General features: G+C 62.5%; 17 protein-coding genes and 1 pseudogene. 16 read left to right on the top strand and 2 right to left on the bottom strand.

The annotated features are described in order from the left end of the window. The first annotated feature begins 314 nt into the window (after window positions 1–314). From LRP66_RS14745 to LRP66_RS14800, 12 genes are all read left to right on the top strand, one after another. Window positions 315–1,946, top strand: a complete 1,632-nt coding sequence (locus LRP66_RS14745; protein ID WP_230483362.1) for a DUF6119 family protein — start codon at window positions 315–317, stop codon at window positions 1,944–1,946. A gap of 265 nt (window positions 1,947–2,211) precedes the next feature. Continuing rightward, on the top strand, window positions 2,212–4,581 hold the full coding sequence (hsdR, locus tag LRP66_RS14750; protein ID WP_230483363.1) for an EcoAI/FtnUII family type I restriction enzme subunit R: 2,370 nt from the start codon (window positions 2,212–2,214) through the stop codon (window positions 4,579–4,581). 56 nt (window positions 4,582–4,637) lie between these two features. Beyond that, on the top strand, window positions 4,638–4,892 hold the full coding sequence (locus tag LRP66_RS14755) for a type II toxin-antitoxin system Phd/YefM family antitoxin (RefSeq protein ID WP_230483364.1): 255 nt from the start codon (window positions 4,638–4,640) through the stop codon (window positions 4,890–4,892). Beyond that, window positions 4,892–5,311, top strand: a complete 420-nt coding sequence (locus LRP66_RS14760) for a type II toxin-antitoxin system VapC family toxin (protein WP_230483365.1) — start codon at window positions 4,892–4,894, stop codon at window positions 5,309–5,311. Before LRP66_RS14755 ends, LRP66_RS14760 begins: the two co-directional genes overlap by 1 nt. Continuing rightward, window positions 5,311–6,873, top strand: coding sequence for a class I SAM-dependent DNA methyltransferase (locus LRP66_RS14765; protein ID WP_230483366.1), 1,563 nt, complete (start codon window positions 5,311–5,313; stop codon window positions 6,871–6,873). The genes LRP66_RS14760 and LRP66_RS14765 overlap by 1 nt, the downstream gene beginning before the upstream one ends. Then, window positions 6,870–8,018 (top strand): restriction endonuclease subunit S, encoded by a 1,149-nt coding sequence (locus tag LRP66_RS14770; RefSeq protein WP_230483367.1) that lies wholly within the window; start codon window positions 6,870–6,872, stop codon window positions 8,016–8,018. Before LRP66_RS14765 ends, LRP66_RS14770 begins: the two co-directional genes overlap by 4 nt. A gap of 14 nt (window positions 8,019–8,032) precedes the next feature. Further along, entirely contained in the window at window positions 8,033–8,827 is a 795-nt protein-coding gene (locus LRP66_RS14775) for a hypothetical protein (protein ID WP_230483368.1), read from the top strand. A 716-nt stretch (window positions 8,828–9,543) separates the two neighbouring features. Beyond that, complete coding sequence (locus tag LRP66_RS14780; RefSeq protein WP_230483369.1) at window positions 9,544–9,978, top strand: helix-turn-helix domain-containing protein; 435 nt, start codon at window positions 9,544–9,546, stop codon at window positions 9,976–9,978. 26 nt (window positions 9,979–10,004) lie between these two features. After that, on the top strand, window positions 10,005–10,340 hold the full coding sequence (locus LRP66_RS14785) for a hypothetical protein (protein WP_230483370.1): 336 nt from the start codon (window positions 10,005–10,007) through the stop codon (window positions 10,338–10,340). A gap of 36 nt (window positions 10,341–10,376) precedes the next feature. Then, window positions 10,377–10,895, top strand: coding sequence for a hypothetical protein (locus LRP66_RS14790; RefSeq protein ID WP_230483371.1), 519 nt, complete (start codon window positions 10,377–10,379; stop codon window positions 10,893–10,895). Next, on the top strand, window positions 10,892–11,281 hold the full coding sequence (locus tag LRP66_RS14795) for a MarR family winged helix-turn-helix transcriptional regulator (RefSeq protein WP_230483372.1): 390 nt from the start codon (window positions 10,892–10,894) through the stop codon (window positions 11,279–11,281). The genes LRP66_RS14790 and LRP66_RS14795 overlap by 4 nt, the downstream gene beginning before the upstream one ends. A 325-nt stretch (window positions 11,282–11,606) precedes the next feature. Further along, window positions 11,607–12,257 carry a DUF2285 domain-containing protein gene (locus LRP66_RS14800; protein WP_230483373.1) on the top strand — a complete coding sequence of 217 codons (651 nt, stop codon included), beginning with the start codon at window positions 11,607–11,609 and terminating at the stop codon, window positions 12,255–12,257. Between the two features lie 76 nt (window positions 12,258–12,333). Here the strand turns inward: LRP66_RS14800 and LRP66_RS14805 are convergent. Next, a pseudogene (locus LRP66_RS14805) lies at window positions 12,334–14,793 on the bottom strand (Tn3 family transposase); the annotation flags it as partial. 315 nt (window positions 14,794–15,108) lie between these two features. Then, window positions 15,109–16,236, bottom strand: coding sequence for a LysR family transcriptional regulator (locus LRP66_RS14810; protein ID WP_230483374.1), 1,128 nt, complete (start codon window positions 16,234–16,236; stop codon window positions 15,109–15,111). On the opposite strand from LRP66_RS14810, the gene LRP66_RS14815 reads away from it, so the two are divergent. The 4 genes from LRP66_RS14815 to LRP66_RS14830 all read left to right on the top strand — a co-directional run bounded on the left by LRP66_RS14815 (window position 16,204) and on the right by LRP66_RS14830 (window position 20,220). Continuing rightward, window positions 16,204–17,286, top strand: coding sequence for an alanine racemase (locus LRP66_RS14815; RefSeq protein WP_230483375.1), 1,083 nt, complete (start codon window positions 16,204–16,206; stop codon window positions 17,284–17,286). The genes LRP66_RS14810 and LRP66_RS14815 overlap by 33 nt on opposite strands. Further along, window positions 17,286–17,699 carry a RidA family protein gene (locus LRP66_RS14820; RefSeq protein WP_230483376.1) on the top strand — a complete coding sequence of 138 codons (414 nt, stop codon included), beginning with the start codon at window positions 17,286–17,288 and terminating at the stop codon, window positions 17,697–17,699. Before LRP66_RS14815 ends, LRP66_RS14820 begins: the two co-directional genes overlap by 1 nt. Before the next feature lie 225 nt (window positions 17,700–17,924). Next, window positions 17,925–19,430: a serine hydrolase domain-containing protein gene (locus tag LRP66_RS14825; RefSeq protein WP_230483377.1), complete on the top strand. Its 1,506-nt coding sequence runs from the start codon at window positions 17,925–17,927 to the stop codon at window positions 19,428–19,430. Window positions 19,431–19,635: 205 nt separating this feature from the next. Then, window positions 19,636–20,220, top strand: a complete 585-nt coding sequence (locus LRP66_RS14830) for a recombinase family protein (RefSeq protein ID WP_230483378.1) — start codon at window positions 19,636–19,638, stop codon at window positions 20,218–20,220. Window position 20,221 lies beyond the last annotated feature (1 nt).

The raw sequence follows: 20,221 nt of genomic DNA on the forward strand, positions 1-20,221 counted from the left end.
CGAAGCTGCCGTTTACCCGAACTGCTGGCTAACGTCAGCTACTGGTCAAAAGCGCTTATCCCCCACCAGGTAGATGACCGCATCGAAATGGGCTGCCAGACCGCTGCCGCCTCATTGAAAGCGGCATCCATGAATAGCCGTCTACTGCGGACTTTCGGGCAGCAGCGTCACTTGATCCATTGCGCGAAGTCTAGTGACTACGAGGTTTCGCCGAAGAGAACGATCCGTATTGGCTCAAACTCATTGTTCTTTGATGAGTTGACTCGTCCGGGTTGGAAGCGTCAAATTTCACCGTGGCTGAAAGAACTCAGAACTTGGCGCTGCGACTGATACGGCAGGGCGTGGAGCCGGCGGACGCTGTGCGTGCGGGCGTTGTCCTGAGCGACTTACCTTCGCTAGCCGGAGCAAAGATCGCAGCTGGGCCGGTTGGCGGTGGTACGCCAAATTGGGCGGACTTCTTGGGGCTCACGGAAGGGCAGAAGGCTGACCTGTTCCAGCATTCAAGCTACGGGCTGGTCTTCGTCAGGGCGGCGGAACGCTGGTTCGCTATCGCTTTTGGGCTTGGCCATGCGAAGCTTGACGCCGCAGCCATCGAGCAGGACTTCGGCCTCCGCGTGGTTCTTAATGCCGTCGACCATCGCAAGCTGAAGAGTGCAGATGTCCGCACACCAGACGCGAACACGCTGAATCGTCGATCGCAGGCGAGTCGTGGCGCCGAGCGAACGGTGTTCGAAATCGACCCCGAACGGGACATCGTCAGAGGCTTGCTCGGCGAACCGAAGGACAAGGCATTTGCGACACGTATCAGCGGGAGCGACAGCTTGTCGGTTCGCCGCAAGGCGGCGGTGGGTGACTTGCCGACGATCTGCGCGAGGGCATTCGAGCTATACAACGAGGAGGCGTACAAGGCTGAGTTCGGCTGGATCGACCACATCAGGCATGTTCGTGATCAAGGAACGCTCGCCAAGCTCGAAGCAAGCCTTGTCGATACGATGACGGGAGCGCTCGTAAAAAACGCATCCGAAGTTGATGAGGTCAGCCTGGCCTTTCCTGCCATGTACGATCCAGACAAGGGTGGATCGGTCACCTTTCGTGGTTACGGCTCGCGTCTGGTCTATCCTGATTTAGAGGTGGCGCATTACCTTCAGGGCCTGAAGGACAAGGGCAAGGCCGCCTACACGGCGGACATGCTCGACAGCCATTTCGTCCAGGAAGTCGACGACGACGGGACATCCGCCGGTTCATCTTGGAAGATGCGGGATTGCTTAGTCTACGAAACGAAGCTGGAAGGCTCAACATACACCTTGTCCGGAGGGCGCTGGTACAAGATCGACAACGCCCTCGCGGAGGAGGTCGAGGCGTACTTCAATGATGTCGCCAAGGTCGACTTGCCGGCGGCTGCCGCCGGAGACAACGAGAAAACTTATAATGCTGCGCTAGGAAAAGCAGGCGGTGACTTGTTGTCGTTGGACGTCCAACTTGTGAAACCGAGTGATGCTTCCTCGCCGATTGAGGTATGCGATTTCCTTTCCAAGAGTGGCGCGCTCATCCATATCAAGGACAAATCTGAGTCTTCGAAGCTCAGTCACTTGTTCAACCAAGGCTTGGTGTCGAGTGTCGTGTTGAAGCGTGACGGCAAGTTTCGCGACGCGGTTCGAGCAAAGATAGTGGCTCAGCCAGGCGGGGCCGTCTTCAAAGACATTATCCCGGCGGCCGACCAGCCGTTCGATACCTCTAAATTCACGGTAGTTTTCGGCGTGCTGGTCAACTCCGCACCGGGCAAGGACCTGAAGCTGCCATTCTTCAGCCTGATCTCGTTTCGTCATGCCGCGAGGCGGATTGCCAACGAACTCGGCTACGGCGTGGCTTTCGCGTGGATTAAGAAGCCAGGTGTGGGTGCCGGGAAGAAGAAGGCGAAGGCAGTTGCGCCAGACGCACCAGTTTGATGCGCGCGATCGAGACATTTTATGTCCTAGCCTTCTCTAATGAAGTGGCGGCTCGCCAATCGAAGCGAAACGCGGCTGCATACCGAAATTATTGATGCCGTGGGCCACTTTGGGATCTCGCTGACAAAGTTGAATGACCGGCAGGTTTCGGGGAAACGCGATGAGTCCGCTAAATGGCTTGGATTGGGTTGGCCGGGAACGCCGGGGATCGCCACATCATTAATTTGCCATCGTCGCGCGTTCCCGGCACAACAGCGGTCAAATCATGGTCACGGAAGCAGATACCTGTCGCAAGCTGATCGTCCCCCGCCTGCAAGCTGCCGGCTGGGACGATGCGCCGTGTGCGATCCAAGAACAGCGTACTTTCACCGATGGTCGCGTGATGTTCGTTGGTGGTCAGCCACGGCGCGGCCAGAAGAAGCGCGCTGATTACATTCTGCGCTATCGGTCCGATTATCCTATTGCCGTTATCGAGGCGAAGGCCGGCTATCGATCCGCGCAGGACGGCGTGCAGCAGGCGCGTGACTATGCAGAGGTGCTGGGTCTGCGTTTCGCTTACGCCAGCAACGGCCACGAAATCATTGAAATCGACATGGCGGCAGGGACCGAGTTTGTTCGCTCGGACTTCCCGACGCCGAGCGAACTATGGGCGCGGCTATGTGATCGGCTCGATCTGGCCGAACCGGCAGCCGAGCGTATTCTTGAGCCTGGCTTCCCCGACGCGGACCGGCCGCTGAGATACTATCAGGAGATCGCGGTCAACCGTTCGCTGGAGGCAATTCACGGTGGTCAGCGCCGCTTGCTGCTTAACCTGTGCACCGGCGCCGGCAAGACCGCGGTCGCCTTCCAGATTTGCTGGCGGCTCTGGTCGGCCGCCTGGAACAAGCGTGGCGACCACCGCCGACCGAAGATTCTGTTCCTGGCGGATCGCAACATCCTGGTCGATGATCCGAAGGACAAGACGTTCACGCCATTTGGTGACGCGCGGTGGAAGCTCGGCGCAGGCGCGGTCAGCCATGGCCGGGACATCTACTTCTCTACCTATCAGGCCATCGCGGCGGACGAGCGGCGCCCCGGCCTCTACCGCGAGTTCGCCCGCGACTTCTTCGACCTTATCGTCATCGACGAATGCCACCGCGGCAGCGCGCGATCCGACAGCAGTTGGCGCGAAATCCTCGAATGGTTCGAGCCCGCCTATCAGATCGGCATGACCGCCACGCCGTTGCGCGAAGAGAGCCGCGACACGTACCGCTATTTCGGCGACGCGCTCTATACCTATAGCTTGGCACAGGGCATCGCCGACGGCTTCCTAGCCCCATACCGCGTACACCGGATCGTCACCGATCTTGATGCCGTCGGGTGGCGACCCAGCGCCGGGGAGCTTGACCGGTTCGGCCGCGCAGTGCCCGACGAGGAGTACCAGACCCGCGATTTCGAGCGCACCGTTGCGCTCCGCGCACGCACCGAAGCCATCGCCCGGCACCTAACCGATTTCCTGAAGAACACCGATCGCTATGCCAAGACGATCGTCTTCTGCGTCGATCAGGATCACGCCAGCGAGATGCGTGCCGCGCTGGTGCGGCTGAACGCGGACATGGTGGCGCGGCACCCCGATTATGTCGCCCGCGTCACCGCCGACGAAGGCGACATCGGCAAAGCAATGCTCGGCCGCTTCCAGGATGTCGAGGCGGACACGCCGGTCATCCTGACGACCTCGCAACTGCTTACCACCGGCGTCGATGCCCCGACCTGCAAGAATGTCGTGCTCGCGCGGGTGGTCGGCTCGATGGCCGAATTCAAGCAAATCATCGGCCGCGGCACCCGGATGCGGGAGGATTACGGCAAGCTGTGGTTCTCGATCCTCGACTATACCGGTACCGCCACCGAAAAGTTCGCCGACCCGTCCTTTGACGGGGAGCCGAGCGCTGAAACCACTACCGAGATCGACGAAACGGGCGAGATCGTCACGACGGAAACGGTCGAAGACGAAGCGCCGGCCAGAGAGGCTCCCGATCAACAACCGAGCGGTTCCACCAACGTGCCGCCGGACGACGAAGACGATGGCCTTCCCCGCAAATTCTACGTCGACGGCGGCGAGGTCGAAGTCGTCGCGCACATGGTCTACGACCTCGACGCTGAAGGCAAACGCCTAACCTGCCGCAAGCTCACCGACTGGACGGGCGAGAAGGTGCGCACGCTGTTCGCCACCCCGGCGGCGTTCCGGGCTGAGTGGGCGATGCCGGACAAGCGCGGCGCCGTGATCGACGCGTTGGCCGAACGCGGCATCGATCTTCACGCCCTTGCGCAGGAAGCCGGGCGCCCGGACGACGATCCGTTCGACCTGATCTGCCACCTTGCCTGGAATGCCCCGCTCACCACTCGGGCGGAGCGCGCGCGCCGGGTGCGCGACACCGATCTCTTCGGCAAATATGGCGATGATGCCCGCGCGATCCTCGATGCGCTGCTCGATCGCTATGCGGGCGGCGGTGCCGAGGAACTGGTGCTCCCTCAGGCACTGAAGGTGCAGCCGGTCTCAGATTTCGGCAATCCCAGCGAAATCGCGCGCCGATTTGGCGGCCCGCAGGCGATGCGGCAGGCCGTCGACGCGCTCAATCAGGCACTCTACGCGGCTTGACTTTCACTGCTCCACCGCCAATGTAGCAACATATCGTCAAGTGCCAGGAGGGCGTCATGAGCATCACCAGCGTTACCAGCCGGGAGTTCAATCAGGACGCCGCTCGCGCCAAGAAAGCGGCGCTGAACGGCCCCGTTTTTATTACCGATCGCGGCCGTCCCGCGCATGTCCTGCTGTCGATCGAGGAATATCAGAGGCTGACCGGCAAGGGCAGAACGCTGGCCGATGCGCTGGCCGATTGGAATGGCGGCGATTTTGATTTCGATCCGCCCAAGATGGATTTCGTATCGCGTCCGGCTGAATTCGACTGATGTTCTTGCTCGATACCAATGCCCTCTCTGCGCTGCGCCGTCCGAACCAGGGCAATCCGAATGTCCTTGCCTGGGCCGGGCGGATCAACCTGGCCGATTTCTTTCTCTCCACGATCACCGTGTTCGAAATCGAACGTGGCATCCTGCTTCTGGATCGCCGTGATTCCGTTCAGGCCGGCACGTTGCGCGTGTGGATGGACGATCGCGTGATGGCCGATTTTGCCGACCGCATCCTCCCGGTCGACATTCCCGTTGCGCGCCGTTGCGCCGCGCTGCACGTGTCCGATCCACGTCCCGAGCGCGACGCGATGATCGCTGCCACCGCCCTTGTCCACGGCCTCACCGTCGTAACACGCAATACCGCCGACTTCATCGCAACCGGCGTTCCGCTCCTCAATCCTTGGGAAGATCCCGCCTGATGGCCCGCGCGCCGCGTACTACTACCCCGCAGACCACCGCCCAACGTCTCGACACCATCGTGAAGTCCGCGCGCAAGATCATGCGCAAGGACAAGGGGCTAAACGGCGATCTCGATCGACTGCCGGTGCTTACCTGGGTGATGTTCCTGAAGTTCCTCGACGATATGGAGCGCGTCCACGCCGACGAAGCTGAACTGGCAGGCCAGCCGTTCCATGCAGCCATCGAGGCGCCGTATCGCTGGCGCGACTGGGCGGCGGACAAGGACGGCATCACCGGGCCGGACCTTCTCGCCTTCATCAACGCCGAGGAAGCGACCCGGCCGGATGGCTCCACTGGCCCGGGCCTGTTCACCTATCTTCGCTCCCTGCGCGGCACCAATGGGGGGCGCGACCGGCGCGACGTGATCGCCACCGTGTTTCGTGGCGTGCAGAATCGGATGGAAAGCGGCTATTTGCTGCGCGACGTGATCAACCTCGTCCACGGCATCCAGTTCGACAGCTCGGAAGAGATGCACACGCTCGGCCGCCTGTACGAAACGCTGCTGCGCGAGATGCGCGACGTGGCCGGCGACAGTGGTGAATTCTATACGCCCCGCGCCGTCGTGCGCTTCATGGTCGAGCGGATCGATCCGAAGATCGGCGAGACCGTGCTCGATCCCGCCTGCGGTACCGGCGGCTTCCTCACCGAGTCCTATGCTCATATGGCCGCCCAGGCGGACAGCGTGGAAAAGCGCCGGCAGTTGCAGGCTGGTTCGCTGCTCGGCGGCGAAGCCAAGCCGCTACCCTATCTGCTCGTGCAGATGAACCTGCTGCTCCATGGGCTGGAGGCACCGGACATTGATCCGGGCAACGCGTTGCGCTTCCGCCTGACCGAGATCGGCGAGCGCGAGCGGGTGGACGTGATCCTCTCCAACCCGCCCTTTGGCGGCGAGGAAGAGGCGGGCATCCTCGGCAACTTCCCCGCCGATCGCCGCACTTCAGAAACCGCCTTGTTGTTCCTCCAGCTCATCATGCGGCGGCTGAAGCGCAAGGGCAGAGGGCGGGCAGCGGTCGTTGTGCCGCATGGCGTGCTGTTCGGTGACGGCGTCGGCGCGCGGATCAAGGCCGATCTGCTCGAACAGTTCAACCTGCATACCGTGGTGCGCCTGCCCGAAGGTGTGTTCGCACCTTATACCGACATCGCGTCGAACCTGCTATTCTTCGACACCACCGGGCCGACCGGCGAGATCTGGTTCTGGGAACAGCCCGCGCCGGAAGGCCGCAAAAAATACAGCAAGACCGCGCCGCTCCAATCGGCCGATCTCGCCGACCTCATCGCCTGGTGGGACGTGCGCGGTGAAGATCCGCGCGCCTGGAAGGTCAGCGCCCCGGCGTTGATCGAACGCGACGGGGCCGGCGCGGTGCGCACCGTCAACCTCGACCAGAAGAACCCCAACACCAAGGCGGTGGAGGACCACCGCACGCCCAGCCAGATCGTGGCGGCGGCGCTGGAAAAGGAAGTCGAGGTACTGGCGATCATGGAAGAATTGCGCTCCCTAGTAGCGGAGCGCGACGCGGCATGACCTGGCCGATGGTGGCGCTGGGGGAGGTCGCTCGGCAGCGTAAGTCCTTCATCACGATTGATGACGAGGCTACGTACAAGCGTTGTCGCGTCCAGACTGGAGCCCGTGGGGTTGTGCTTCGCGATGCGGTTCCCGGAAGTGAGATCAAAACGAAGAAGCAGCAGGTTTGCCGATCGGGTGATTTCCTCGTCGCAGAGATAGACGCCAAGGCAGGTGGATATGGGCTGGTTCCTGAAACTTTGAATGGTGCAGTCGTAAGCAGCCATTATTTTCTTTTCGAAGTCGACGAGGGCCGTCTCGATCGAGAGTTTCTTGGCTGGTATTCCCGATCGAACCAATTTTTCAGTCAGGTTCATGCAGTCGGCTCAACGAACTATGCGGCAGTCCGGCCTGCGAACGTTCTTAGCTATAGAGTCCCCGTTCCTTCCCTCGCCGAACAGCGCCGGGTGGTGGAAAAGTTGGATGCGGCAGCGAACGCGATCGAGGTGCGGTCGCGTGGAGCTGCCTGCGTCGATGCTGAAATCGACGCGATGCTGGCGGCCGCCTTCGCCCGCATCATCGCCGACGCGCCGCTCCGTCCCATGTCTGAAGTGGCCCCGCTGGTCCGTCGTCCCGTGCGGATTGATCCTGATGCGGTGTATCCTGAACTAGGGGTCCGTTCCTTTGGCCGAGGAACATTTCATAAGCCGCCGCTTACCGGCATAGATGTAGGCAGCAAAAAGCTATTTAGCATTATGTCCGGCGATCTCTTGTTCAACATCGTTTTCGCTTGGGAGGGCGCGGTTGCGGTCGCGCGCGATGAGGACGAGCAGCGGGTGGGGTCGCATCGATTTCTGTCATGCGTTCCTGCATCTGATTTGGCGACCGCCACTTTCCTACGCTACTGGTTTCTCAGCCCCGCGGGACTGTTGGCTCTTAATCGCGCATCTCCCGGGGGAGCTGGGCGAAATCGCACCTTAGGAATCAAGGCGCTCGAAAGCGTCGCTGTCCCCGTCCCGGCGCTCGACTTACAGCACTGGTTTGACGGCCTGCAGGCCAAAGCTCGATTGGCGCGTTTGGCCCAAACCGCTGCCGCGGCGGAACTTGCGGCCCTGCTTCCCGCCATGCTTCATCAGGCATTCGGCGACAGCGCTCGCACCGTCTGAACCGGGGAACAGCATTGGCAAAACTCAACCGCAAGCAGATCAATGACGAGGTCCGCCAGATACTCGATCAGCACCCCGGCGGGCTGCGTTGGGCCGAGATACTCAAGCTAATCGCCGCTGCGCATCCGGAGACGCCTTCGAACAGCGTGCGCGGCGCGACGCATCTGCTGTTCCAGAGCGCCGATGGCATCGTCAAGATCGCGCGCGGCACCTATCAGCTCGCCAAATATGCCGACGCCGAGGCGGTCGACGCCGTGGCGCAGGACGAGGCGGTTGCCGCCATCCCCGTACCTATCGACACTCCCGATTGCACCGCCGCATCGGTTTCCGAGCAGGATTTCTACGCCAGCTTCGCCGAATGGCTGGAGGAGAATGACGAGGTCACCGTGGCGGGAGCGCTGGGCGGCAGCAGCCTGGGCGGCAAATGGGGCACGCCCGATGTGATTGGCGTGCTGAAGCCGCGCGCGCAGGACATCTTCAAGTTCGAACCGCAGATCGTCACTGCCGAGATCAAGGCCACACCTGCCCAGCCCGTTGTCGCCTTTGGCCAGGCGGTCGCCTATCGCCTGTTCTCGCACAAAAGCTACATTGTCGTGCCGCGCACCACGAGCAGTGACGACATGAACCGCCTAACCTCACTGTGCAGCATCCACGGCGTCGGCTTGGTCGTGTTCACCCTTGACCGTGACCTGCCCGACTACGCCGTCATCGTTCTTCCCGCCGTCGCCAGTCCCGACATGTTCTATGTCAACACTATGCTCGATCGCCTAAAGGCGAGCGAACCCGGGCTACTGAACCGGCTGTTTTGATCCGCCAAGTGGGCATCGACCCTTCGGCCTGTGCCGTATGCAGGCCTTAAACGGGGGGTATGAAACTGAGAACGAGCACCGGATTATTGAAAGGAGGGCATTGGGTCCTTCCCACTCCACCACGACTCACCATCTCGGCGGAAGGCTCACGCCGCTTCAAATAATCTCACATAGAGTGTGGGGAAAAATGTGGGGCAATCTACTGCTCTACAAAAAGTATTGTTTGTTCTCAGTTTGTTAAATGCGGGCTAAAGATTCCTCCCGCTCCGCCAAAAGTCATTGATTTCATTGGTTAAATTCCGGCTTTCGATCCCACAACCCAAGTCGCAACCCAAGTTCGGCGCCGGACCGGCGCGAATTGCTACGGCCTTTCGCGTCTCAAGGGGCGGCGGTTTGCCGCGGAACGAGATCCAATAAGGCGAACGAGGACGACATTGGGGCGAGACCTGTAGGCGGTGGCCCGATCTTTCGTGCCGCTTTTGATCGCGGAGCCGCAGCGGCAGCAACCGGCTCGACGCTCGAAGGGCATTTCGCGGACGCCAGGCGAACGCTTCTTCAGCCGCGCCGTCCGAGCTGGTCAATTCGCGTGGTCTCGCCCCGGCCTCGGTCCAGCAGCGGTTCGCGGCTGCCGTCGACGCTTCGCTTCCCCTGCTTTACCTTGGATTGATATTGATCCGTAACAACCAGATTTAGGGGATCGAACGCACGGCGGAGCGATGAAGGACATGGACGGCAGATTCGAGACTCTTACAGAGCGCCAACGGACCTATCTCCGCATGGTCCATAATCTCTGTAGTTCGCAGGAGATCGCCTTCCATACCGGCGAAACCGAGTCCACCATCAACGGCCAGATCAAGAAGGCGTGCCGGAAGCTCGGCGCCCACGGACGCATCGAGGCCGCCCGTCAATTCCACGACTATGAGCGCCGGGTCCAGCTTTTAGACCCCGGGGGTTCTAATTATGCGTCTCGACCGCAGCCGCTTTGGCCGCTTCCGTGGGTGATGCCGAGCAGGGCCGGGACCCTCAACGTGATGACGCGGCAGCAGGTGATATCATGGGCGCTGATCGTCTCGATCGGTATTCCCATGGCCGTCACCGTTGCCGCGATGCTCATCATCGCGATCTCCTTCCTCCTCGGCACCCACGCATAGCCGGGCGATGCGCCCAAGGAGGTTTCATGAACACGTTGTCGACATCGAGCCGTCTCGCCGCGGACGAACTGCGCCGCGCCGAACATGCGATCGTGCGGGCGACCCGCGATACCGCGCAGTTCCTCGTGACCACGCTCGACATCACCGAGACCCAAGGGCTCGCGCCCGGCTTCAACCACGCGACCGCGAAGGCGACGGTGAACGCCTTGTCGGCGCTGGTCGAAAGCCAGCATCAGCTTGGCCTGCGTGCCCATCACGCCATCGAACGGGCCGGCACGGCGCTCGGCCTCACCGCTACCGACTGGGGCACGGGCGATCCCAAGCCGGCCACCGGCACCGAACCGGAACACGCCGCCGCCTGACCCGCGGGCGGCAGATGGGGAGAGCATGAGTCCGTCATGACGGGATCGTTCCTCCTCGCGATGGCCTATGACGTCACGCTGGTCGCGGTCTGCACCTACGCCTTCGCGCGGGGTGGTCGCCCGGAGCGATGGGGAGCCTGCATCAACCTCGCCGGCGCTTTGCTGTCGAGCGCGGCGCGGTCGTCGGGGATCGCGACATGGGCACCGATGGACGGGGTGATCCTCGCGATCGATGCCGGCGTGGCGTTCGCCTTCTACCGCCTCGCCACGACGACGACCCGCTTCTGGCCGATCTGGGCGCTGGGTTTCGCACTCGGCGACATATTCGCCAGCGTCATAGGCCGCTTTCTGCCGGGCAGCATGGCGATCGGGTATGTGAACGGACTGGGCATCTATGCCTATCTCGCCCTGTTCGTTCTCGCGCTCGGCTGCGTGCGGCTTCCGGCGGATGCCGATGAAATCACACGATCTGGAGTAAGGCCATCATGCCACTCGCGGACGAACAGCGCATCAGCGTCAGACTCGAACTGCCACGATCCGTCGTCGAAGCCGTGATCCTCGCCGCGAGGCGGGACACGGGCGACGAGGCGGACGAACGCGACGGGCTGGCGCGCATCATCCTCAGGAACCGGCAGCGCCGGCAGGACAGCTTTCCATCGGTCGCGTTCGGCGAACCGGCCTGGGACATGATCCTCCAGCTTTATGTCGCCGACCATGCCGGGCGACCGATCGACGTGTCCAGCCTGTGCGCCTCCACCGGCGTGCCAAAGACTTCCGCCCTGCGCCATCTCGACCGGCTGGTGGAGGGCGGGCTTGTCCGCCGCGTCCCCGATGCCGTGGACACGCGGCGCGTCTTCGTGCTGCCGAACGATGCATTGCGCGAACAGGCCACACGCTGGCTCGACACCGTCAGGCTTGCGATCGAGATCGGACCGTCCTGACCCGCCGCATGACGGGACGGCGAGCGCTCCCGCCATGCCTCACGGGCGGCGTCATTCGTCCCTGAATGACGGCTGCTCCCCGACTGCCCGACGCACCGCTCGCCCGGATCGCGCCGGTGGAGACCGACGATGGGAAGACCGGTTCCGCACGTCTCGCACGCGCTCGACTTCTACCGCGATGCCCGCCGCTCGCGCCTCTGGGTCGATCGCACCGGGCTGGACGCCCTGTTCGCCACCCGCCATCCCCGCGCGACCGGCCATGCCGTCCCGCTGGTCGAACGGCGCGTCATGCGCGCCGATCCGCCGCTGATCCTCCTCGTGGCGGATGCCGGCCGACTGCCGCTGCGGGCCAACCGCCTGCGATTTTGCCGATCCGGGGGCGCACGCCGACCCGCTGCTCGGCCTGTTCTGGCCCGCGGCGGACGATCCCGCGATATTGCCCGTTCGCGCATCCGCCGCCCCCCGTCCTGGACCGGATACCTTCGACCTGCTGAAGCTTCCGGTCGCCGCCACCATCCTGCGCGAAGGCGCACGCGAACGAGCGGTGATCGCCGATGGCCCGCGTCACCTTCGCCTCGAAACCAGCGGCGACAGCCTGACCCGCGGCCCGGTGCGGCTTCACTACGACCTCACCGACTTCCACCGCCTCCGCGCGCGGCTGCTCACCCTCCATCGTCTCGAAGCCGTAGTACGGCTGGGCCGGCTGCCAACCGGCCTTTATGAGCGTGATCCGCTCGCGCTCCGGTGGATGAACGCGCTGGCGGCATGGACGATGAAGCAGGAAGGCGCCTCCCAGATCGAGATCGCCATCTCGCTGTTCGGAGCGGCGAGCGTCGATAGCGAAAGCATGGAACGGATGCGCAAGCGGGTCGCGCGCCTGCTCGACCTTGCCACGCGCCGGATCGCGCTGGCGCATCGGCGGTTTCTTGGCACCGCCCCCGAACCGTCGATCAGCGCGGAACAGGATCGCGCTTGACACGCCCCCTGTGTTCCATGTTTGTTCCGATAATGCCCTATGAGGGGTCGGTTCCGGCTGAGGGCGGAATGACACCCTAAGCGCCGGCGTCCTTGGGCCAAAGGTATTCGCCAGTGAGGAGGATGTGTGCCCATCCGAGCGGCGAAATATGGGCGAGAAGATGGTCGGGGGTATCGAGCCCTTCGCGGCGCCGGGCCTCAACGGCATGGCCAAGGTGCAGGGTGTTCCAGTAGACGATGATGGCGGTGAGCAGGTTGAGGCCGGCGATCCGGTAATGCTGCCCCTCCGTCGTGCGGTCGCGGATTTCGCCCTGACGGCCGATGCGCAGGGCATTTTTCAGCGCATGATGTGCCTCGCCCTTGTTGAGGCCGACCTGTGCACGGCGCTGCATGCCGACGTCGAGTATCCATTCGATGATGAACAGCGTCCGCTCGATCCGGCCCACCTCGCGCAGCGCGGAGGCAAGATCGTTCTGGCGCGGATAGGAGGCGAGCTTGCGCAAGATGCTGCTCGGCGCGACCTGTCCAGCGCTCATGGTGGCGGCGCAGCGGAACAGATCGGGCCAGTTGGAAACGATCAGCGCCTCACGCGCCTTGCCGCCCACCAGCGGGCGCAATTCGCTCGGCGTCGCGGCAGGGTCGAACACGTACAGTCGTTTGGATGGGAGGTCGCGGATGCGCAGTACAAGGCGGTAGCCGAGCATCGCGCTGATCCCGAACAGATGATCGGTAAACCCGCCAGTGTCGGCGTACTGCTCTTCGATCCGTCGCCCTGCCTCATTCATCGTCAGCCCGTCGAGTAGATAAGGTGCTTCGCTGACCGTGGCTGGAATGGTCCGCGATGCAAACGGCGCGAAGCGGTCGTTGACGTGGGTATAGGCCTTGATGCCGGGATCGTTGCCGTAGCGGGCGTTGATCGTATTCATCGCTTCGCCCTGCCGTGCGGCGGGGAAGAACTGGCCATCGGCCGATGCGGATCTGCCCATACCCCAGACCTGGGCCATCGGCAGCGCCCCTTGCGCCGCGACCACGTTGGCCAGCGCCTGGTCGATCGCCTCGCTTTCGACGTGCCAGCGAGCGAGACGGGAGAGTTGCCAATAGTCGTGAGTGTTGGAAGCCTCTGCCATCTTACGCAGGCCCAAATTCAGGCCCTCGGCGAGCAGGACGTTGAGCAGGCCGATCCGGTCTCCGCACGGCACGCCGGTGCGCAGATGCGTGAAGGCATCGGTGAAACCCAGCGCGGTATCGACTTCGAGCAGGAGATCGGTGATGCGGACGGGCGGCAGCCGGCGATACAAATCGAGCACCAGATCCTCGATCCCATCCGGCGCGTCAGCGGTGAGGCGATCAATGCGCAGCGTGCCGTCCTCGATGCTGCCTTTCGGAATTGTACCGCTGCGCGCGGCGCGACCGAGCCGGGCAAGGCCATCGGTGAGACGCACCTTGCGGTCAGCCAGCCAGACATACGGGTCAGACGGGACCGCTAGCTTCGCGGCATGCGCGACCGCCGTCGGCACGAGGACGTGGCGCAGGTCACCATACCGATGCGAGCGATCGAGCCATATGTCGCCCGAGCGCAGCGCGTCGCGCAAGTGGAACATGACCGCGACTTCCCGGAGGCGGGCATCATCATCGCCCTTCGCCCGCAATTGTCGCCGCCATTTGGAATGCGGGCGCAAGAAATCGTCGGCCGCCGGAACTGCGCCCTTGGTAGCGATGACGGTAGCCGCGTCCAGCAAAGGCCGTGCAACCGCCGCAGCTTTGAGGTCGAGGCATCGCAGCATGCGCGGGGCATACCGACGGAAGCGGTGATACCCCTGATCAACATGGGCCAGCGGATCGTCGCCCAAGGTGTCCGTCAACGTCTTGGCCGTAGCGACGAGGCTCGTGAGCCGTTCCCATCCCGCCCCGCGCGCGACCGCATCTTCCAGCGACGCGCCGTCGCCATGCGCTTCGAGCAATGATTGACCGAGTGCAGTGAAGCCGTTCAAAGTCGCAGTGGTAGCGCCTCTGGTTTCTACGACCCGCGCGTCATGCAGTTGCTTCGCGTCGCGCCAGGTGCGGCCAACGATCCGGTCATGTGTTTCGATCACCGCATCCGCCATCGCAGTGACCCATTCAATGACGCAGACCGCCATGATAGCGCGGCGCCGATCGGCGCCGAGGTCGCGCAGGCCATCGGCGAAGTAGCGCTCGCCCTGCCGGCGTAGCCGGGCGACGCGATGCGGTGGAACACCGGCAAGTAAACCATCATTGAGGTTCATCGCGCGCAGGAACTCGAGTCGGTCGAGCAGCCGGTTCGCCGCGGCGGAGTTGTTGCCCGGCTCAATCCGGCGCAGCCAGATGAAGCGGCTGATCGCCCCCGGCAGCATCTCGGTAGTCAGTCTGTCGAGCCCATCACAGGCGACGGGATCGAGACGGGCCGCGATCCGCTTCTCGATCCGACGTTCGGCGGCGACGAGCGCGTCCGCGCACAAACGCTCGATTGTCGTGATCGCCGGCAGGATGGTCATGGTTTCACGGCAGCGGGCAATGAAGGGGTCGGTACATAGAACGGACCCAGATATACGCTAAGCGCCGGCAGAGCCGATTAGGCGTGCGGAAACACCTGATTGTCGTACATAGGTGACGACAAATGGGTTTCCCGTCATTTCGCCCGTAGAAGGCCTTATCATGGGACTTTGCCGCCTATCGCCTCCGTTTCGGAATGGCAACTTCCGCTTGAAGCCGATATCCTACCTCCAAACAACAAGACGCAGCCTTTGGGGAACTTTGGGCGGACACAGAATTGGCTGCCAAAGAACCAACTCTGCAAAATGTCGTGGTTCAGCGGAACATACAGCAGTCAGTCACTAATCTGGCCACGGGCCTGTCGGGAGCCATGGCGTTGGCGTAAGCGCTCGACGGAGATGATTGAGAAAGGCGCCGACGCGCCTACTACGGCCATTTCTTTCGCCCAGTATCGCGACCACGTCAGCTCGCGGGCACTCCCAGTCGGGAAGAAGGTGAACAAGGCGCCCATTTGCTACATCATCGGCCACGTCCCACTGCGATCTGAGTATAATGCCTTGGCCTTGCAAAGCCCAGTCGCGGATGACCGATCCATCGTTGGCTGACAACGCCGGGCGAATGCGGATGATCGACGATTCATTGGGTGGTTTATGGAAACGCCACATCGTGACGTCCTCATGATTTTCCTGAACGACGAGGCATCGATGCCTGACCAGATCACCGAGAACGGCCAGTCCCGGCGCGTTGGCCAAATAGGCCGGGCTTGCGCATAGGATGCGCCCATTGGGGGCAAGTGTGGTCACGATGCTGCTCATCTGCCCACGCTCGCCAATATGGATGGCGATGTCGCAATCGTGACCCAGCCGCGCGGCAGGTGCGTCGCTCAGGTCGAGCATGGCGGTGATATCGGCGTGGGCTCTGGCAAAGCTGTCGAGAGCCGGCGCGACATGGCGGCGCCCGAAGCCGTAGGGGGCGGCAACGCGCAAGTGGCCGCGAATGGTCTGGCGCCGTTCGGATAATTCTTCACCAAGGGTTTCCAGCGTTTCAGCAACCATCAGCGCGCGGGTCAGGACTAGTTCGCCCTCGTCGGTCAGGCTCAGCCGCCCACTGCTGCGCTCCAGCAGGCGCACGCCCAGCCTTGCCTCCATCGCTTTGAGCCGCTGCGTGACAGCAGGCGGCGTGACATTGAGTTGACGTGCGCCCTCGGCCAGCGAGGATGCGCTGGAGATAACGGAGAAGAAGGCGAGGTCGTCGGAGTTCAGCATTAAGGCTAGAGTTAACCCAAGATGCATTTCTCGTAAATTGTGAAACGAGGTGAAAGAGCCCACAGAGGTATCATTCTTAGGACGCCTGCCGTGACAATTCCTGCTTCCGTGATCCAGAACCCAGTTCTGACCGATCTGCAAACGCCCTCTCTGGTGCTGGACGCTGCGCGAATGGATCGGAACATCGCTCGCTTGCACGATCATCTCGCGCCCTTCGACGTGGTTTTGCGACCTCATCTTAAGACGACCAAATCTATCGATGTAGCCAGGCACCTAATGGACAGTCCGCGAGGCCCGGCGACTGTGTCCACGCTTAAGGAGGCTGCCCGCTTTGCCGAAGCGGGCGTGCGAAACATGATCTATGCGGTTGGAATCACCCCGGACAAGCTGAAAGCCGTCGATGCGCTGCGGCGGCAGGGCGTTGATTTAGCCGTGGTGCTGGATTCACCCGAACAGGCCGAATTTCTGACCTCTCACGCGAGGGACACTGGCATAGCAATCGCAGCGTTAATCGAGATCGATTGCGACGGGCATCGCTCAGGGGTGCGCCCAGACGCCACCGCCCGCCTGATCGCCATCGGCGAGACTTTGTCCGCAGGAGGCGCCCTTCGCGGTGTGCTCACCCATGCTGGTGGCAGTTATGGCGCACGCGGCCGGGAAGCCTTGCGGGCGTGCGCGCAGGCGGAGCGCGATGGCGTCGTGTTGGCTGCGCAGACGTTGCGCGATGCCGGTTTCACCTGTCCGGTGGTCAGCATGGGCTCGACGCCGACGGTGCATCATGTTCAAGACCTGTCCGGGGTGACCGAGGTCCGCGCCGGTGTCTTCGTGTTCCACGATCTCGTGATGGCTGGCATCGGCGTATGCGATGTGGACGATATTGCCCTCTCCGTGCTGACCACCGTGATTGGGCATCAGCGCGAGAAAGGCTGGGTGTTGATAGACGCTGGTTGGATGGCCATGTCCCGCGATCGCGGCACAGCCAACCAGGACGTGGATCAGGGCTATGGACTGGTGTGCGATGTCACGGGGAGGCTACTGGCCGACATCGTCATGGTCGATGCCAACCAAGAGCATGGTATCATCGCAGTGCGGCCTGGATCGAACGCGGTTCTGCCTGACTTGCAAATCGGCGATCGCCTGCGCATTCTGCCCAACCACGCTTGTGCGACCGGCGCGCACCATGACCGCTACCACGTGGTACGGGGTCCCGGTGACCGCATCGAGGCCGAATGGCCGCGTTTCGGAGGCTGGTGATGGCCATCCCGTTGCTGCCGGTTCCTGTCGTCACCGATGGGGCTCCCCAACCCGCCGGGCATTATCCCCAAGGCATGATCGCCCATGGATGCGTCTATATTTCCGGGCAACTGCCTATTGGCCTCGAAGGCACAAGCTTTCTGAAGGGTAGCTTCGACGAACAGGCGCGACAGGCGATCGCCAATTTGCTTGCCATCGCGAAGGCTTCGGGGAGCAGCGCGGCCCAGTTGATCCGCGTGACGGTGTATATCGTGGGGGTAGAGAATTGGCCTCGCTTCAATGCCGTCTATACCCAAATGCTGGGCGATGCGTGCCCGGCGCGGACGGTCGTTCCCGTCAACGACCTGCATCATGGGTATCTAGTGGAAATAGACGGTATCGGCCTTGTCGGCTCGCAGGATGACTCGGCCTGAACATAGGCATCGAACGGACCTGGTAGCTGAGTGTCTCACCAACCGTGAGGTTGACGTGGTGTTGCGAGACGGTTGCAGCCCACCCAATCCAAAAGCGGGGCAGATTTGGGAACGGTCTTAGGGCCAATTGTACGGCTACTTAGTCAGACGGCAGGGATTGGTTAGAGCACCGGACCAATTCACAATATGGATCGGCGGGCGCTGCCAAAGACTTAGCGAGTTTCCATGTTCCGTATCGATAGGCGAAACCTTCTGGCTGGCGCAGCCAGCATCCCACTGACAGCTATCACTCCGATCGCTTTCGCCAAAACCGGCTTCTCCCCCGATCTACGTTTGCGTCCGACCGTGCATACTGGTGCTGAACGCTGGTCCCTACGCGACCGCATGTCACATTATGCTGTTCCGGGTGTCGCTATAGCAGTGGTCCGCGCGGGCCGGGTCGAGGCGTTGCAAGGGTTCGGCACACGTATCTCCGGGATGAATGCGGAGATAGATGCCGACACATTGTTCTCGGTGGGTTCAGTAAGCAAACTGACGAGCGCGGCCCTTTGCCTCCGACTGGCGGCGAGTGGTATCCTCGATCTCGACGGGGATGTGAATGGCTACCTCAAACGGTGGCGGGTTCCCGCCGGATCGAGAGGCGACGATCGCGCCGTCACGCTGCGGATGCTGCTATCTCATACCGGCGGATTCAATGTCCACGGCTTTGCAGATTATGCCCCCGGCGTTCCCCTTCCTACACTTGTACAGACGCTGAAAGGCGAACCTCCCGCGATGAACAAGGCGCTCGCGCGGATTGATCCGGCGGGTAGCCGGTCGCGCTACTCCGGCGGCGGCTACATGGTAATCCAGGCGGTGATCGAGGACGCGACCGGCGAAAGGTTCGATGCGGTAGCGAAGCGGTTATTATTCGGCCCACTTGGGATGCAGCGCAGCCGGTTCGAGGCCGCGCCGGTTCAAGACATTGGCAACATTGCCCATGCGCATAATCGGGATGGAGAGCCCGCAGCCCTTCCGCGCGGTTGGCAGAGTTTTCCCGAACTCGCCGCGTCCGGCCTGTGGACCACCGCCGGCGATCTGGCCCGCATGATCGTGGCGCTCGGCGCAAGCTATCGCGGGCGAGGCAGATTCATACCGCAGGAACTGGCAGTGGACATGATGACCGCCGTGACACCCGGCTTCAACGGATTAGGGCCTCGGCTCGCTGGCGAGGGGATGGCGCGCATCTTCCATCATGCCGGCGCGAACGACAGCTATAAGGCTTATGTAGAGGGCAATCTTGCATCCGGCGACGGACTGGTCGTGCTTACCAACGGGGAACGGGGAGACGTTTTGGGCGATGAAATCCGCAACGCTGTCTCTGACGCCTATCACTGGCCCGGAGACTGGTCCGTCGCGCTTCCCGCCGTCACACCGGTTGCCTCACTTCTGGATAGTTATGTCGGCACATATCATCGCCGCCCAGATCAAGACCCACTCATTACAGGGTTTCTGGACACCGGCTTCAGCGCGGACACTATCGAGATTGTAAGCGCGAACGATGGCCTTTCCATCAAGTCCAAAGGAAGGGATCGGAAGCTTGTGCCGATCGACAGCTCGGATTTCGTCATGCCGGACGGCTATATACCGGCAGCGACTCTCATGTTCAGGTTCGCTCGCGCCGCTGACCAGAAGGTCAGCCACCTGCGTGCTATCGCAGGCGCTGACGTGCTGGTCTTCGACAAAGCATAGCCAGAGATAGGGCAGCTATGCCTTTCCCGAAACGGTCGCATCTCGACGGGAAAAAGGGGGTGGATTGGGTAGCGGAAAACACTTGTTTGGCGACACCCCCGACCTGTGCCTTGCCCCAACCACACGCGCCTCTACCCATAACAGTCGACAAACCCTGTCGCTTTGATAGGGTGTGCGAGAACGTAGTTTCCGGGGTTTGTCGTACATGCTGGTCGGATATATGCGGGTTTCGTCGGCCGACGATCGCCAGACCGTCGATCTTCAACGCGATGCGTTGGTCGCAGCTGGCGTCGATCATCGGCACCTCCATACCGACAAGGCATCCGGCGCGCGCGACGATCGGCCGGGGCTGAAAGCATGCCTCGACTATCTGAACGCGGGCGACACGCTGATCGTATGGAAACTCGACCGGCTCGGACGCTCGCTGCCGCATCTGTTGACGATCGTCACCGACCTGAAGGCGCGCGGCATCGCATTCCGGTCGCTGACCGAACAGATGGACACGTCCACGCCGCACGGCGAACTGCTGTTCTCGTTGTTCGGCGCATTGGCGCAATATGAGCGGGCGCTGACACGCGAACGGGTGATGGCGGGACTGGCCGCTGCCAAACGCCGGGGACGCCAAGGCGGTCGCCCACCGATGATCGACGCCGAAACGCTTGAGCGGATCACCGCCGCGCTGGATGGCGGGGCCAGCAAGGCGTCCGTCTGCCGGACCTTCAAGGTGCCGCGTTCGACCCTGCTCGGCACGCTGGCCCGGATCGGCTGGACCCCGCCCGCCAAGGTCTGAT

This window comes from Sphingomonas sp. Leaf21 (genome assembly GCF_916858675.1).
Taxonomy (GTDB): domain Bacteria; phylum Pseudomonadota; class Alphaproteobacteria; order Sphingomonadales; family Sphingomonadaceae; genus Sphingomonas.

Bases quoted from the DNA above. Each gene is read 5' to 3' on its own strand.
- LRP66_RS14820 (WP_230483376.1), top strand. From the start codon at position 17,286: ATGGCCATCCCGTTGCTGCCGGTTCCTGTCGTCACCGATGGGGCTCCC.
- LRP66_RS14800 (WP_230483373.1), top strand. From the start codon at position 11,607: ATGCCGGCCGACTGCCGCTGCGGGCCAACCGCCTGCGATTTTGCCGAT.
- LRP66_RS14780 (WP_230483369.1), top strand. From the start codon at position 9,544: ATGAAGGACATGGACGGCAGATTCGAGACTCTTACAGAGCGCCAACGG.
- LRP66_RS14760 (WP_230483365.1), top strand. From the start codon at position 4,892: ATGTTCTTGCTCGATACCAATGCCCTCTCTGCGCTGCGCCGTCCGAAC.
- LRP66_RS14815 (WP_230483375.1), top strand. From the start codon at position 16,204: ATGGATCGGAACATCGCTCGCTTGCACGATCATCTCGCGCCCTTCGAC.
- LRP66_RS14810 (WP_230483374.1), bottom strand. From the start codon at position 16,236: ATGATCGTGCAAGCGAGCGATGTTCCGATCCATTCGCGCAGCGTCCAG.
- LRP66_RS14830 (WP_230483378.1), top strand. From the start codon at position 19,636: ATGCTGGTCGGATATATGCGGGTTTCGTCGGCCGACGATCGCCAGACC.
- LRP66_RS14755 (WP_230483364.1), top strand. From the start codon at position 4,638: ATGAGCATCACCAGCGTTACCAGCCGGGAGTTCAATCAGGACGCCGCT.
- LRP66_RS14790 (WP_230483371.1), top strand. From the start codon at position 10,377: ATGACGGGATCGTTCCTCCTCGCGATGGCCTATGACGTCACGCTGGTC.
- LRP66_RS14825 (WP_230483377.1), top strand. From the start codon at position 17,925: ATGTTCCGTATCGATAGGCGAAACCTTCTGGCTGGCGCAGCCAGCATC.
- LRP66_RS14765 (WP_230483366.1), top strand. From the start codon at position 5,311: ATGGCCCGCGCGCCGCGTACTACTACCCCGCAGACCACCGCCCAACGT.
- LRP66_RS14785 (WP_230483370.1), top strand. From the start codon at position 10,005: ATGAACACGTTGTCGACATCGAGCCGTCTCGCCGCGGACGAACTGCGC.
- hsdR (WP_230483363.1), top strand. From the start codon at position 2,212: ATGGTCACGGAAGCAGATACCTGTCGCAAGCTGATCGTCCCCCGCCTG.
- LRP66_RS14770 (WP_230483367.1), top strand. From the start codon at position 6,870: ATGACCTGGCCGATGGTGGCGCTGGGGGAGGTCGCTCGGCAGCGTAAG.